Annotated in this window: 13 protein-coding genes; 12 read left to right on the forward strand and 1 reads right to left on the reverse strand. The window is 67.4% G+C overall.

Features of this window, described 5'->3' with window-relative positions; genetic code table 11:
• The first annotated feature begins 2 nt into the window (after positions 1–2).
• From BLV49_RS12240 to BLV49_RS12265, 6 genes are read left to right on the forward strand one after another with little or no spacing between them, the layout of a single operon-like run.
• Positions 3–797 (forward strand): F0F1 ATP synthase subunit delta, encoded by a 795-nt coding sequence (locus BLV49_RS12240; RefSeq protein ID WP_091184761.1) that lies wholly within the window; start codon positions 3–5, stop codon positions 795–797.
• Positions 798–849: 52 nt separating this feature from the next.
• Positions 850–2,478: a F0F1 ATP synthase subunit alpha gene (atpA, locus tag BLV49_RS12245; protein WP_091184763.1), complete on the forward strand. Its 1,629-nt coding sequence runs from the start codon at positions 850–852 to the stop codon at positions 2,476–2,478.
• Positions 2,479–2,481: 3 nt separating this feature from the next.
• Positions 2,482–3,378, forward strand: a complete 897-nt coding sequence (locus BLV49_RS12250; protein ID WP_091184766.1) for a F0F1 ATP synthase subunit gamma — start codon at positions 2,482–2,484, stop codon at positions 3,376–3,378.
• Between the two features lie 32 nt (positions 3,379–3,410).
• Entirely contained in the window at positions 3,411–4,874 is a 1,464-nt protein-coding gene (atpD, locus tag BLV49_RS12255; RefSeq protein WP_091184770.1) for a F0F1 ATP synthase subunit beta, read from the forward strand.
• 2 nt (positions 4,875–4,876) lie between these two features.
• Complete coding sequence (locus tag BLV49_RS12260; RefSeq protein WP_091184773.1) at positions 4,877–5,146, forward strand: F0F1 ATP synthase subunit epsilon; 270 nt, start codon at positions 4,877–4,879, stop codon at positions 5,144–5,146.
• A 29-nt stretch (positions 5,147–5,175) separates the two neighbouring features.
• A complete protein-coding gene (locus BLV49_RS12265; RefSeq protein WP_091184776.1) occupies positions 5,176–5,916 on the forward strand; it encodes a YaaA family protein in 741 nt (246 codons plus the stop codon).
• A gap of 5 nt (positions 5,917–5,921) precedes the next feature.
• On the opposite strand, the gene BLV49_RS12270 is transcribed toward BLV49_RS12265, so the two are convergent.
• The gene (locus BLV49_RS12270; RefSeq protein WP_091184778.1) at positions 5,922–6,431 is read right to left on the reverse strand and encodes a methylated-DNA--[protein]-cysteine S-methyltransferase; all 510 of its coding nucleotides are present in this window, start codon (positions 6,429–6,431) and stop codon (positions 5,922–5,924) included.
• A gap of 101 nt (positions 6,432–6,532) precedes the next feature.
• Between BLV49_RS12270 and BLV49_RS12275 the strand changes: the two genes are divergently transcribed.
• The 6 genes from BLV49_RS12275 (at position 6,533) to BLV49_RS12300 (ending at position 14,019) form a co-directional block, all read left to right on the forward strand.
• Positions 6,533–7,495: an aldo/keto reductase gene (locus BLV49_RS12275; protein WP_091184782.1), complete on the forward strand. Its 963-nt coding sequence runs from the start codon at positions 6,533–6,535 to the stop codon at positions 7,493–7,495.
• A gap of 41 nt (positions 7,496–7,536) precedes the next feature.
• Complete coding sequence (locus tag BLV49_RS12280) at positions 7,537–8,124, forward strand: TetR/AcrR family transcriptional regulator (RefSeq protein WP_245723640.1); 588 nt, start codon at positions 7,537–7,539, stop codon at positions 8,122–8,124.
• A gap of 8 nt (positions 8,125–8,132) precedes the next feature.
• Entirely contained in the window at positions 8,133–9,866 is a 1,734-nt protein-coding gene (locus BLV49_RS12285) for an ABC transporter ATP-binding protein (RefSeq protein WP_091184785.1), read from the forward strand.
• Positions 9,863–11,884: an ABC transporter ATP-binding protein gene (locus BLV49_RS12290; protein WP_091184789.1), complete on the forward strand. Its 2,022-nt coding sequence runs from the start codon at positions 9,863–9,865 to the stop codon at positions 11,882–11,884. Before BLV49_RS12285 ends, BLV49_RS12290 begins: the two co-directional genes overlap by 4 nt.
• A 67-nt stretch (positions 11,885–11,951) precedes the next feature.
• Positions 11,952–13,124: a DUF4192 family protein gene (locus BLV49_RS12295; protein WP_176980836.1), complete on the forward strand. Its 1,173-nt coding sequence runs from the start codon at positions 11,952–11,954 to the stop codon at positions 13,122–13,124.
• An 88-nt stretch (positions 13,125–13,212) separates the two neighbouring features.
• A complete protein-coding gene (locus tag BLV49_RS12300; RefSeq protein WP_245723641.1) occupies positions 13,213–14,019 on the forward strand; it encodes a PP2C family protein-serine/threonine phosphatase in 807 nt (268 codons plus the stop codon).
• The last annotated feature ends 32 nt before the right edge of the window (positions 14,020–14,051 follow it).

The following is a 14,051-nucleotide window of genomic DNA, read 5'->3' on the forward strand; positions in this document are numbered from 1 at the left end:
CAATGGGTAGCGCAACAAGAGAAGCACTCGCTCAGTCGGTGGCGGCCCTCGAGGCCGCCCAGGGCTCCGTCGACCTCTCCACTGCAGCCGAGCTGCTCGACGCGGGACGCGTCATCGACGCTTCCGCGCAATTGCGCACGCTGATCGCGGACCCTGCGGCCGAGCCTGAGGTGAAGGCCGAGGTTGCGAACCGCGTGTTCGGCGGGCGCGTGGGGCAGACCGCCGCCTCGCTCCTCGGCGTCATCGCGCGCGGACGCTGGTCCTCGGCGGAGGACCTGCTCGCGGGCGTGGAAGAACTGGGCATTCGGGCCGCCGCGATCTCGGCACCCGACGCCGACCTCGAGTCGGAGCTGTTCCAGTTCGGCCGCGCCGTCTCGTCGAACGCCGAGCTGGAGCTCGCGCTCAGCGCGAAGCTCGGCAGCGGAGACGCGAAGGCGGATCTCGTGCAGAAGCTGTTGGCCGGCAAGGCGAGCGAGCAGACCGTGCTGATCGTCTCGCAGCTGGTGCGTCAGGCGCGCGGGCGCCGCACGGGCGAGCTGCTGCGCCGAGCGGCATCCGTCGTCGCATCCCAGCGGGGCCGCACCGTCGCGACCGTCACGAGCGCGAGCCCGTTGAACGACACCCAGGTCGAGCGGCTCCGCGGCGTGCTCGGCGGCATGTACAAGCAGGACATCGCGTTCAACCTGGTCGTCGACCCCGAGCTCGTTGGGGGAATGCGCATCCAGGCGGGGGATGATGTCATCGACGGCAGCATCGCCTCACGCCTCGCCGACCTGAAACTCAAGCTCGCCGGCTAGACCGGCTCCACACACTTATCGGGGAAGAACCCCGGCACAGATAGGGAAGAAGATGGCAGAACTCACGATCAGCCCCGATGAGATCCGGGATGCTCTGAAGGGCTTCGTCTCGGCATACGAGCCCGACAAGGCCTCGAAGACCGAGGTCGGCTATGTCACGGATGCCGCTGACGGCATCGCGCACGTCGAGGGCCTGCCCGGCGTCATGGCCAACGAACTCATCCGCTTCGCGGACGGCACGCTCGGGCTCGCCCAGAACCTGGACGAGAGCGAGATCGGCGCCATCGTGCTCGGCGAGTTCGCCGGCATCGACGAGGGCATGGAAGTCACGCGGACGGGCGAGGTCCTCTCGGTCGCCGTCGGCGACGGCTACCTCGGCCGCGTCGTCGACCCGCTCGGCAACCCGATCGACGGTCTCGGCGAGATCGCCACCGAGGGTCGGCGCGAGCTCGAGCTGCAGGCGCCCGGCGTCATGCAGCGCAAGAGCGTGCACGAGCCCCTGCAGACCGGCATCAAGGCGATCGACGCCATGATCCCCGTCGGCCGCGGCCAGCGTCAGCTCATCATCGGCGACCGCCAGACCGGCAAGACCGCGATCGCGATCGACACGATCATCAACCAGAAGTCGAACTGGGACTCGGGCGACCCCGAGAAGCAGGTTCGCTGCATCTACGTCGCCGTCGGCCAGAAGGGCTCGACCATCGCATCGGTGAAGGGCGCGCTCGAGGACGCCGGAGCGATGGAGTACACGACGATCGTGGCCTCCCCGGCATCCGACCCCGCGGGCTTCAAGTACCTCGCCCCCTACACGGGCTCGGCGATCGGCCAGCACTGGATGTACGGCGGAAAGCACGTGCTGATCGTCTTCGACGACCTGTCGAAGCAGGCGGAGGCGTACCGCGCCGTGTCGCTGCTGCTGCGTCGCCCGCCGGGGCGCGAGGCGTACCCCGGTGACGTCTTCTACCTGCACTCCCGCCTGCTCGAGCGCTGCGCGAAGCTCTCGGACGAGCTCGGTGCGGGCTCGATGACCGGTCTGCCGATCATCGAGACGAAGGCGAACGACGTCTCGGCGTACATCCCGACGAACGTGATCTCGATCACCGACGGCCAGATCTTCCTTCAGTCCGACTTGTTCAACGCGAACCAGCGTCCCGCTGTCGACGTCGGAATCTCGGTGTCCCGCGTCGGCGGTGACGCCCAGGTGAAGAGCATCAAGAAGGTCTCGGGAACGCTCAAGCTCGAGCTCGCCCAGTACCGTTCGCTCGAGGCGTTCGCGATGTTCGCGTCCGACCTCGACGCGGCCAGCCGCCGCCAGCTCGATCGCGGCGCGCGCCTGACCGAGCTGCTCAAGCAGCCGCAGTACTCGCCGTACCCGGTGGAGGAGCAGGTCGTCTCGATCTGGGCCGGCACCAACGGCAAGCTCGACACGGTTCCCGTCGAGGACGTTCTGCGATTCGAGCGTGAACTGCTCGACTACCTGCGTCGCAACACCTCGGTGCTCGACGACCTGCGGGAGACGAACCAGCTCACCGACGAGACCGTCGCGACGCTCGACAGCTCCGTCGACACGTTCCTCTCCGAGTTCCAGACGAGCGAGGGCAAGCCGCTCGGCCCCGAGCAGGTCGAGGAGCTCCCGGAAGAGGACGTCAACCAGGAGAAGATCGTCAAGGGACGTCGATAATCCATGGGTGCACAGCTTCGGGTCTACACGCAGAAGATCAGGTCTGCGCAGACGACCAAGAAGATCACGAAGGCGATGGAGCTCATCGCCGCCTCGCGCATCACGAAGGCGCAGGCTCGCGTGGCAGCATCCGGTCCGTACTCCCGTGCCATCACCCGCGCCGTGTCAGCCGTGGCGACGTACTCGAACGTCGACCACGTGCTGACGACGGAGCCCGAGAAGGTCACGCGCGCCGCTGTCGTCATCCTGACGTCGGACCGCGGACTCGCGGGCGCCTACAACGCGCAGGTGCTGCGGCAGGGCAGTGAGCTCACCGAGCTGCTGCGCAGCCAGGGCAAGGAGGTCGTGCACTACCTGTACGGTCGCAAGGCGGTCGGCTACTTCCAGTTCCGCAAGATGCCCATCGCGGCGCAGTGGACCGGGAACTCCGAGAACCCCGACTTCGCGACTGCCCAGGAAGTCGCGAAGACGGTGCTCGACGCGTTCACGACGGATGCCGCTGACGGCGGCGTGGACGAGATCCACATCGTCTACAACAAGTTCGTGAGCATGATGACGCAGTCGCCTGAGGTCGTGCGCCTGCTGCCGCTCGAGGTCGTCGAGGGTGTCGAGGAGCCAGAGGACACGGCCGTGCTGCCGCTGTACGAGTTCGAGCCAGACCCCGAGGTCGTCCTCGACTCGCTCCTGCCGGTGTACGTCGAGAGCCGCATCTACAACGCCATGCTGCAGGCGGCCGCCGCGAAGCACGCGGCCACCCAGAAGGCGATGAAGTCGGCGAGCGACAACGCGGACAAGCTGATCACCGACTACACCCGCTTGCGCAACAACGCGCGCCAGGCGGAGATCACCCAGCAGATCTCGGAGATCGTCGGCGGCGCCGACGCCCTGTCTGCGTCCTAGAAGCTTCGAAAACGAAGAGAGAAGAAAGAGCTATGACAGACACTGCCACCGCTCCGGCGCAGGCGGAGGGCTCGGCCGGCGTCGTCGGCCGCGTCGCCCGTGTGACCGGTCCTGTCGTGGACATCGAGTTCCCGCACGACTCGATCCCCGGCATCTACAACGCGCTCACCACCGACATCACGATCGGCGATGACACGCACACGATCACGCTCGAGGTCGCTCAGCACCTCGGCGACGACCTCGTTCGCGCGATCGCGCTCAAGCCGACGGACGGCATCGTCCGCGGCCAGGAGGTTCTCGACACCGGCGAGCCGATCTCGGTTCCCGTCGGCGACGTGACAAAGGGCAAGGTCTTCAACGTCACCGGCGAGGTGCTCAACGCCGAGCCTGGCGAGAAGATCGAGATCACCGAGCGCTGGCCGATCCACCGCAAGGCTCCCGCGTTCGACCAGCTCGAGTCGAAGACGCAGATGTTCGAGACGGGCATCAAGGTCATCGACCTGCTCACCCCCTATGTGCAGGGTGGAAAGATCGGCCTGTTCGGCGGCGCCGGTGTGGGCAAGACCGTTCTCATCCAGGAGATGATCCAGCGCGTCGCTCAGGACCACGGCGGTGTGTCGGTGTTCGCCGGCGTCGGCGAGCGCACCCGTGAGGGCAACGACCTCATCCACGAGATGGAAGAGGCCGGCGTCTTCGACAAGACCGCCCTCGTGTTCGGTCAGATGGACGAGCCTCCGGGGACGCGACTTCGCGTCGCCCTGTCCGCGCTCACGATGGCGGAGTACTTCCGCGACGTGCAGAAGCAGGACGTGCTGCTGTTCATCGACAACATCTTCCGTTTCACGCAGGCCGGCTCCGAGGTGTCGACGCTTCTCGGTCGCATGCCGTCCGCTGTGGGCTACCAGCCGAACCTCGCGGACGAGATGGGTGTGCTCCAGGAGCGCATCACCTCCACGCGCGGCCACTCGATCACCTCGCTGCAGGCGATCTACGTGCCTGCGGACGACTACACCGACCCGGCGCCCGCGACGACGTTCGCGCACCTCGACGCGACGACGGAGCTCTCTCGTGAGATCGCTTCGCAGGGTCTGTACCCGGCCGTGGACCCGCTCACCTCTACGAGCCGCATCCTCGACCCGCGCTACCTCGGTGAGGACCACTACCGCGTCGCCACCACGGTGAAGCAGATCCTGCAGAAGAACAAGGAGCTGCAGGAGATCATCGCCATCCTCGGTGTCGACGAGCTCTCCGAAGAGGACAAGATCACTGTCGAGCGCGCCCGTCGCATTCAGCAGTTCCTGTCGCAGAACACCTACATGGCGAAGAAGTTCACGGGTGTCGAGGGATCGACCGTCCCGCTCAAGGACACGATCGAGTCGTTCGATGCCATCGCCAAGGGTGAGTTCGACCACGTCGCCGTTCAGGCGTTCTTCAACGTCGGTGCGATCAGCGACGTCGAGGAGAAGTGGGCTCAGATCCAGAAGGAGAACGGCTAGCCATGGCGGAGCGTTCGCTGCAGGTCAGCGTCGTCGCCGCCGACCACGAAGTGTGGTCGGGGGAGGCGTCACTGGTCATCGCCAAGACGGTCGAGGGTGAGATCGGCGTGATGGCCGGTCACGAGCCGATGCTCGCCATCCTCTCCAAGGGCGAGGTGCGCGTCACGACCTCGACGGGCGAGAAGGTCACGGCCACGGCGGACGACGGCTTCCTGTCCGTCGAGAACAACACCGTCACCGTCGTCGCCGGCAACGCGTCTCTCGTCAAGTAACTCTCTTTCTCTCTTCACCCGAACGCCCCGTGCTGATCCTGCTGCCTCCGTCTGAGACGAAGCGGCAGGGCGGCACGGGGCGTTCGCTGTCTCCAGGGACGCTCTCGTTCCCTGCCCTCGACCCTCAACGACGCGCGCTCGTGGGCGCTGTCGTGGCGCTTGCCGGGGACGCCGACGCCACGATCGCGGCGCTCAAGCTCGGACCCAAGCAGCACGCGGAGGTGGAGACGAACCGGGCGCTGCGGCGCGCCGCCACGATGCCCGCTATCGATCGCTACACCGGCGTGCTCTTCGACGCGCTCGATGCGCAGAGCCTCAGTACGGCGGAGCGGGCGTTCGCGGGGCGGCACGTCGCCGTGCACTCGGCGCTGTTCGGGCTCATCGGCGCGCTCGACCCGATTCCCGCCTATCGGCTCTCCCATGACTCCCGCGTTCCCGAGCTTCCGCTCAAGCGGCACTGGTCGGCGAGCGTGAGCGCGCAGCTCGCCGAGCATGACGGGCTCATCCTCGACTTGCGCTCCGAGGGGTACGCGAAGCTCGGACCGGCGCCGACCGACGGCCGGGTCCGGTACGTTCGCGTCCTCACCGAAGCGGAGGGTGGCACGCGCCGCGCCCTCAACCACTTCAACAAGAAGGCGAAGGGCGCATTCAGCCGCGCCCTCATCCAGTCCGGCATCGACTTCTCGGACGTGACGGAACTCCTCGACTGGGCGGCGAGAGGCGGCATCCGGCTCGAGGACGCCGACGGTGAACTCGCGCTCATCGTCTGAGCCGGCTACGCCGCGTAGTCGGCGCCCTCGTGGTCAAGCAGCCACGCCTTGATGTCCCGCCCGTTCGAGCCGCTGAAGCCCGTGATGCGGCCGGTGCTCGAGACGACGCGGTGGCTCGGCACGATGATCGGCAGCGGATTCGCCGCCACCGCGCGGCCGATGGCGCGTCCACCGCGGCTGCCGACGGCCGTGTAGCCGAGGCTCGCGTAGCTCACCACCGCGCCGAACGGCACGAGATCGAGGGCGTTCCACACGGCGAGCTGGAACGCCGTTCCGGTGAGCGTGAACGGCACGGAGAACTGCGTGCGGTCGCCGACGAAGTACTCGCCCAGCTGCGCGACCGCCTCGTCGATGAGCCCCGTCGTGCGGCGCGGCAGGTCGTCGTGGGGGAGTGCGCCGTCGTCTTCGATGGCGATGCCGGTCAGCGACTCGCCGTCGCTCACGAGCTCGATGCGGCCGATAGGGGTGGAGACGACGGCGAGGTATTCGGGAATGTCGAGGAGAGTCTGCGTCATGACGCGAGGCTAGGGGCGCTCCGTCGCGACCTCAGCGCGGAACGCGAGTCGGTGCATAACTCTGTCCGCTCCGGGCCTGTGAACGACGATAACGTGGGGGCATGCGTGAAATGAGCTATCGACCCCTCGGAACCTCCGGCCTCATGGTGTCCGCCACGGGTCTGGGGTGCAACAACTTCGGCCGCTCCGGAACCGTGACGGAGGACCAGTCCGGCACCGACGCCGTCATCGGCGCGGCTCTCGACGCCGGCATCACGTTCTTCGACACGGCCGACATGTACGGCAAGCACCCCGGCTTGAGCGAGACGCTCATGGGCAACGCGCTGAGGGGCAAGCGCGACGACGTCGTGCTCGCGACGAAGTTCGGCCACAGCGGCGCCGACGTCGGCATCGCAGGGTGGGGCGCGAAGGGATCGCGCCGCTACGTGCGACTCGCCGTGGAGGCGTCGCTTCGGCGGCTGCAGACCGACTGGATCGACCTCTACCAGCTGCACACGCCCGACGACGTGACGCCGATCGAAGAGACGCTCGCGGCCCTCGACGAGCTCATCGTCGAAGGCAAGGTCCGCTACATCGGCCACTCGAACCTGTCCGCGTGGCAGCTCGTGGAAGCCGAGTTCACGGCACGGCTGCACGAGCACCCGCGGTTCATCTCCGCGCAGAATCAGTACAGCCTCATCGTGCGCGACGCCGAGCGGGACGTCCTTCCCGCCGCGAACCGCTTCGGAGTGGGCTTCCTGCCGTACTTCCCGCTGCATAACGGCCTGCTCACCGGCAAGTTCACACGGTCAGGCGGGCCGGACGACTCGCGAATCATGCGGCAACGCCGGCACATCATCGACGACGCGCCATGGGATGCGCTCGAGGCGTACCGCGCGTTCTGCGAGGAGCGCGGCATCAGCATGCTGCAGGCGACGTTCGGCTGGCTCCTCGCGCAGCCGGCGCTCGCGAGCGTCATCGCGGGGGCGACGAGCCCCGAGCAGGTGAGACAGAACGCGGATGCCGCGACGGCATGGCAGCCGAGTGCCGATGAGGTTCGCGCGATCAGCGAGATCTTCGACTAGCTCCCTTGCTGAGTGAGTGCTCACTCAGTTATGCTCTCGGGGTGACGATCAGCAAGACGAAGCGCGCTGCCCCGATGTCGGCGGAGGACCGGCGGGAGATGATCCTCGACGTCGTCGTGCCCTTGCTGCTTGAGCACGGCACCGGCGTGACGTCCCGCCAGATCGCGCAGGCCGCGGGAATCGCGGAAGGCACCATCTTCCGGGTGTTCGGCGACAAGGACAGCGTCGTGTCCGCCGCGATCGACAAGTACTTCGATCCCGAGCCGTTTCGCGAGCAGTTGCGGCACATCAGCCCGGAGTGGTCCCTCGACGTGAAGCTGCGGGAGCTCATCCGGCTGATGCGGGAGCGCTTCACGGGAATCTTCCGTCTCGCGAGCGTCATCGGCCCGCGGCATCCCGACCGACGCGACCAGCGGCAGGTGTACGCCTCGATCGTCGCGGACTTTCTCGCGCCGGACCTCGAGCGCCTGACGCTGCCGCCGGTCCGTGTCGCGCACATCGTGCGCCTGCTCACGTTCGCGTCCGCGTTTCCCATGGTGAACGCGGGCATCGAGTTCGACGACGCCGAACTCGCACACATCATCATGCACGGGGTCGTCGGCGCCCCACGATCAGAATCGCAAGGATAGGAACCGCTATGTTGTGGAAGCTGCTCACGCGCTTCTTGAGACCTCATCGGATGCTGCTGGTGGGCGTCGTCGTCTTCCAGCTCGCGCAGTCGATCGCCTCACTGTACCTGCCGACGCTCAACGCCGACATCATCGACAAGGGCGTCGCGACCGGCGACACCGGCTACATCCTGCGCGTCGGCGGCGTGATGCTCGCGATCTCGCTCGGCCAGGTCATCTGCTCGGTGGTCGCCGTGTACTTCGGAGCGAAGACGGCGATGGCGCTCGGCCGCGACGTGCGCGGCGCCGTCTTCGATCGCGTCGCCGAGTTCTCCGAACGGGAGGTCGCCCGGTTCGGGGCGCCCTCGCTCATCACGCGCAACACGAACGACGTGCAGCAGGTGCAGATGCTCGTGCTCATGAGCTGCACGCTCATGGTCACCGCGCCCATCCTCGCGATCGGCGGCGTGATCATGGCCCTGCAGCAGGATCTGCAGCTTTCGTGGCTCATGGCCGTCTCGATCCCCGTTCTGCTCGTCTCGGTCGGAATCATCATCGTGCGCATGGTGCCGCTGTTCCGTCAGATGCAGCGTCGGATCGACCGCGTCAACCAAGTGCTCCGTGAGCAGCTCACCGGAATCCGGGTGATCCGAGCGTTCGTGCGAGAGCGCACCGAGCGCAGCCGGTTCAACGTCGCGAACGACGACGTGACCGACACCGCCCTGCGCGCCGGTCGATACATGGCGCTCATGTTCCCGCTCGTCATGCTCGTGCTCAACCTCTCCAGCATCGCCGTGCTCTGGTTCGGGGCGTTCCGCATCGAAGACGGCGGCATGCAGGTCGGCACTGTCATGGCGTTCCTGCAATACCTCATGCAGATCCTGATGGCCGTCATGATGTCGACATTCATGTTCATGATGGTGCCCCGCGCCGCCGTGTGCGCCGAGAGAATCGGCGAGGTGCTGGGAACGGAATCGAGCGTCGAGTTCTCGACGAACCCGACGACGGCGATGCCGAGCCCGGGCCTCATCGAGTTCGACGACGTCTCCTTCGCGTACCCCGGTGCCGCGGAGCCCGTCCTGCAGAACCTCAGCTTCGTCGTGGAGCCGGGCACCACGACCGCCATCATCGGCGCGACAGGAGCCGGCAAGACGACTCTCGTGAACCTCCTTCCACGGCTGTTCGATGCGACCGGCGGGCACGTGCGGGTCGGCGGCGTCGACGTGGCCGAGCTTGATCCTGACGTGCTGTGGAGCTCGATCGGGCTCGTGCCGCAGAAGCCGTACCTGTTCAGCGGAACTGTCGAGTCGAACCTGCACTACGGCAAGGTCGACGCCAGCGACGACGAGATGTGGCACGCCCTGGAGATCGCGCAGGCGAAGGACTTCGTGAGCGCGATGCCCGACGGCATCCACTCGCCCATCGCCCAGGGCGGCACAAACGTCTCGGGCGGCCAACGGCAACGCCTCGCCATCGCGCGGGCTCTCGTGAGGAGGCCCGACATCTTCGTCTTCGACGACTCGTTCTCGGCACTCGACCTCGCGACCGACGCGCGCCTGCGCCGGGCGCTGTCACGCTCGGTCGGTGATGCCACGCAAGTGATCGTCGCCCAGCGGGTGTCGACGATCACGGATGCCGACCAGATCCTCGTGCTCGAGAACGGCCGCATCGTCGGTCGCGGGCGGCACGAGCAATTGCTCGAGGAGAACGAGACCTACCGCGAGATCGTCGAGTCGCAGCTCACCCCCGAGGAGGCCGCATGAGCGAGACAGCGAAGACGGAGAAGACTCCGCAGCGCCCCGCGGGCGGCGGGCGAGGCCCGATGGGCGGCATGGCGCCCGTGCAGAAGGCCATGAACTTCCGGGCGAGCGCCAAGCGGCTCATGGGCCGGCTGCGCCCGGAACGGCTGCGCATCGCACTCGTCCTGCTCCTGACGATCGCGAGTGTGACGCTCAGCGTCATCGGGCCGAAGCTGCTCGGCAACGCGACCACCCTCGTGTTCGAGGGCAGCATCTCGCAGCACCTGCCCGCGAACCTGACGAAGCAGCAGATCGTCGAGGGACTGCGCGCTCAGGGCGAGAACCAGCAGGCCGACATGCTCAGCAGCATGCACCTCACGCCCGGCCAGGGCATCGACTTCGACAAGCTCGTGCAGGTTCTGCTGCTCGTGCTCGTCGTCTACGTGGCGGCGTTCGCGTTCGGCCTGGTGCAGGCGCTCATCCTCAACGGCGTCGTGCAGCGCACGGTGTACCGCTTGCGCCGAGACGTCGAGGACAAGGTGCACGCCCTCCCGCTGAGCTACTTCGACCGCACCCCGCGCGGCGAGCTGCTCAGCCGGGTGACGAACGACATCGACAACATCTCGCAGAGCCTGCAGCAGACCCTGAGCCAAGTGGTCACGAGCCTGCTGACCGTCATCGGCGTCGTCGTGATGATGTTCGTCATCTCGCCGCTCCTCGCGCTCATCGCGCTCATCACCATCCCGTTCAGCATCATCATCACGGTGCTCATCGCCAAGCGCTCCCAGGCCCGCTTCGTCGCGCAGTGGCGGCACACGGGCGAGCTCAACGCCCAGATCGAAGAGGGCTTCACCGGGCACGCGCTCGTGAAGGTGTTCGGTCGTCGCCGCGAGGTCGGCGAAGCCTTCCGGCGGAAGAACGATGAACTGTACACCGCGAGCTTCGGCGCGCAGTTCATCTCGGGGATGATCATGCCTGCGATGACCTTCGTCGGCAACCTCGTGTACGTCGGCATCGCCGTGGTCGGCGGCCTCATGGTCGCCGGCGGCACCATGGCGATCGGTGACATCCAGGCGTTCATCCAGTACTCCCGCCAGTTCACGCAGCCGCTCGCGCAGCTCGGCTCCATGATGAACCTGCTGCAGTCGGGCGTCGCCTCGGCGGAGCGCGTCTTCGAGGTCCTCGACGCGGAGTCGCAGTCACCGGACCCTGCCGTCCCCGCCGTCGCCGAGGAGGGCAAGGGCCTGCTGCGGTTCGAGGACGTGTCGTTCAGCTACAGCCCCGACACCCCGCTCATCGAGCACCTCAGCCTCGTCGCCGAGCCGGGGCACACCGTCGCGATCGTCGGTCCGACGGGAGCCGGCAAGACGACCCTCGTGAACCTCATCATGCGCTTCTACGAGGTGAACGCGGGGCGCATCACGCTCGACGGCGTGGACATCAGCCAGATGACCCGCGACGACTTGCGCTCGCGCACGGGCATGGTGCTGCAGGACACGTGGCTGTTCGAGGGAACCATCCGCGAGAACATCGCGTACGGAAGACCGGATGCCACGGAAGCGGAGATTCTCGACGCGGCGACGGCCTCCTACGTCGACCGGTTCGTGCACTCGCTCCCCGACGGCTACGACACCGTGCTGGGCGACGAGGCCTCGAACCTGAGCGCGGGGGAGAAGCAGCTGCTCACGATCGCTCGCGCGTTCCTCGCGAAACCCAGCATCCTCATCCTCGACGAGGCGACGAGCTCCGTCGACACGCGTACCGAAGTCCTCGTGCAGAAGGCGATGGAGGCCCTGCGCGCCGACCGGACGAGCTTCGTCATCGCCCACCGGCTGTCCACGATCCGCGACGCCGATCTCATCCTCGTGATGGAGAACGGCAGCATCGTCGAGTCGGGGAGCCACGACGAGCTGCTCGAGAGGGGCGGAGCGTATGCCGCGCTGTACCAGGCGCAGTTCGACGCCCCGCTCGACGAAGAGGTGGCGGGCGACTCGCTCGCTGTGGATCTCAGCACCGTCGGTTCTCCACAGGACGGCGCCTAGGCGAAGCTTTCCACAGCCGCGCCGGCCGCCGGAACCGGAACCTCGCCGACTGCTCACACTGGGGAGCATGACCACAACAAACGTTCGCGCCGACGGTGCCGCCGAACTGCTCTCGTACATCCCATACCTCGTCGCGATCACGCCGCGCAATTGCCTCGTGCTCGTCGCGTTCAGCGACCATCAGACGTGCGGGGCGCTGCGGGTCGGCCTGCCCCCGCAGGGCGTCGACGCCGATGAGCTCGCCGCCGGCATCGTCTCGGCCCTCGGCACGATGATGCGGCTGCCCGGCGTGACGGGCGTGGTGCCCGTCGTGTACACACCGGCGCGCTACGCCGACGACGGCCGACCGCCGCTCGGCGACATCGTGATGCTCGTCATCCGCACGGCGCGCGCCGACGGTCTCGACGTGCACGACGCGTTGTGCGTCGCCGCCGACGGCTGGGGCAGCTACCTCGACGACGACGGCAGTTGGACGCCGCGGGATCTCGCCGAGATCCGAGTGCCGGAGGGCCTCGACGAAGCGCCGTCGCTCCTCGACCCCGATGAGGAGGCCGCGCTTCCCTCGGCGAACCTGCGAGATGGCGAGCAGTGCGCGCGCCGCTACGTTCGCATGTGCCCGGCGGCGTGGCCCGCCGTCATGTGCGACCTGGACGCCGCCGCACGATCGGTCTTCGACGACACCGCGATGAGGGGCGATCTCGTGCTCTTCGCCGAACACTGCCTCGCCGCCGGAGGCGAGATCACGGTGGCGGATGCCGCGGCCCTCGGCGCTCTCATGCGCCTTCCCGCGTTTCGCGACGTTCTCCTGTACGAGTGGGCATGGGGCTCCGTCACCGGTACGCACATCCTCCGCAGCACGCTGCTGACCAGCAGGAGCGAGAGCGAGGCGCGCGACGACGCGTGGATGGTCGCGCTCATCGGCAAGATCTCCGTCCGACCCGACGTCGACAGGCTGCGACGCTCCCTCACGCTGCTCAAGCGCGTCGCATCTCTCCTGCCGCTCTCCGAGCGCGCCGCGAGCTACACGCTGATCGCCTGGATCTACTGGGCGCTCGGCCTCAATTCGGTGGCGGCGCCCTGGCTGGCTCGCGTCGCGAGCGTCGACAGCACCTACGGTCTCGCGGAGATCCTCTCGAGCGTGCTCGCCGCGGGGCACATGCCGGACTGGGCGTTCGCCGACGGCGACGAGCTCGACAGCGATTGGGACGCGTTCGCTGACGCCGATGGGCTCGGCTTCTGATCCCGCGGTCAGTCGGAGCCCGACGAAACGGTACTATTGCACGCTAGGACGACTTCTGTGCGCGTCCCATGCGAGCGAAAGGGCCGACGTGTCTCAAGCGACCACGTTCACGGACTCCCGCACCGTGACTGTGCGAGGCACGACGCTGACCCTGTCGTGGGCCACGGCCACCCACGTCGGCCGCAAGAGGGAAGTCAATCAGGACTCCGTCATGGGAGTCTTCCCGATCTTCGCCGTGGCCGACGGCATGGGCGGCTACTCCGCGGGCGAGATCGCGAGCGCCGCCGTCGTCGACCGGCTCAGCGCGCTCGCCGCGACCGGTGCCGACGTGACGGAGGCCGGAATCGAAGAGGCCCTGCGCGGCGCCGTGAAGGATCTCGCGGACTCGGACGAGGACATCGACGCCGGCACGGGAACAACCGTGACGGGAATCGTGTTCAGCCCCGACGGCGACGACGCGACCTGGAACGTCTTCAACATCGGTGACTCCCGCGTCTACGTCCTCCGCGACGAGGAACTCGAGCAGGTGACGACGGATCACTCCGTCGTGCAGGAGCTCATCGCCATCGGCGCCATCTCGCCCGAGGAGGCCGAGACGCACCCCCACGGCAACGTCATCACGCGCGCCGTCGGGTTCACGGAGGATCCCGTGCCCGACTACCTCCGGCGTCCCGTCGAGGCCGGGACGCGCTGGGTGATCTGCTCCGACGGCCTCACGAAAGAACTCACGGATTTCGGCATCCAGCATTTCCTCGAGCGCGGCGCCGAGCCGCTGGACGCAGCGAACCTCATGATCGAGGCGGCCGTCGAGAACGGCGGTCGCGACAACGTCACCGTGCTTGTGCTCGACGTCATCGCCGCGCAGGCCGAGACTGCCGAGCCGGACGCCGAGTAACTCGTCCACAACCTCGCCGCTTCCGCCGTCGT

Origin of the sequence: Paramicrobacterium humi (genome assembly GCF_900105715.1) — a bacterium.
Classification (GTDB): domain Bacteria; phylum Actinomycetota; class Actinomycetes; order Actinomycetales; family Microbacteriaceae; genus Paramicrobacterium; species Paramicrobacterium humi.

Coding starts and splice junctions, on each gene's coding strand:
- BLV49_RS12290 (WP_091184789.1), top strand. CDS start 9,863: ATGAGCGAGACAGCGAAGACGGAGAAGACTCCGCAGCGCCCCGCGGGC.
- BLV49_RS12240 (WP_091184761.1), top strand. CDS start 3: ATGGGTAGCGCAACAAGAGAAGCACTCGCTCAGTCGGTGGCGGCCCTC.
- BLV49_RS12295 (WP_176980836.1), top strand. CDS start 11,952: ATGACCACAACAAACGTTCGCGCCGACGGTGCCGCCGAACTGCTCTCG.
- BLV49_RS12275 (WP_091184782.1), top strand. CDS start 6,533: ATGCGTGAAATGAGCTATCGACCCCTCGGAACCTCCGGCCTCATGGTG.
- BLV49_RS12285 (WP_091184785.1), top strand. CDS start 8,133: ATGTTGTGGAAGCTGCTCACGCGCTTCTTGAGACCTCATCGGATGCTG.
- atpD (WP_091184770.1), top strand. CDS start 3,411: ATGACAGACACTGCCACCGCTCCGGCGCAGGCGGAGGGCTCGGCCGGC.
- BLV49_RS12250 (WP_091184766.1), top strand. CDS start 2,482: ATGGGTGCACAGCTTCGGGTCTACACGCAGAAGATCAGGTCTGCGCAG.
- atpA (WP_091184763.1), top strand. CDS start 850: ATGGCAGAACTCACGATCAGCCCCGATGAGATCCGGGATGCTCTGAAG.
- BLV49_RS12270 (WP_091184778.1), bottom strand. CDS start 6,431: ATGACGCAGACTCTCCTCGACATTCCCGAATACCTCGCCGTCGTCTCC.
- BLV49_RS12260 (WP_091184773.1), top strand. CDS start 4,877: ATGGCGGAGCGTTCGCTGCAGGTCAGCGTCGTCGCCGCCGACCACGAA.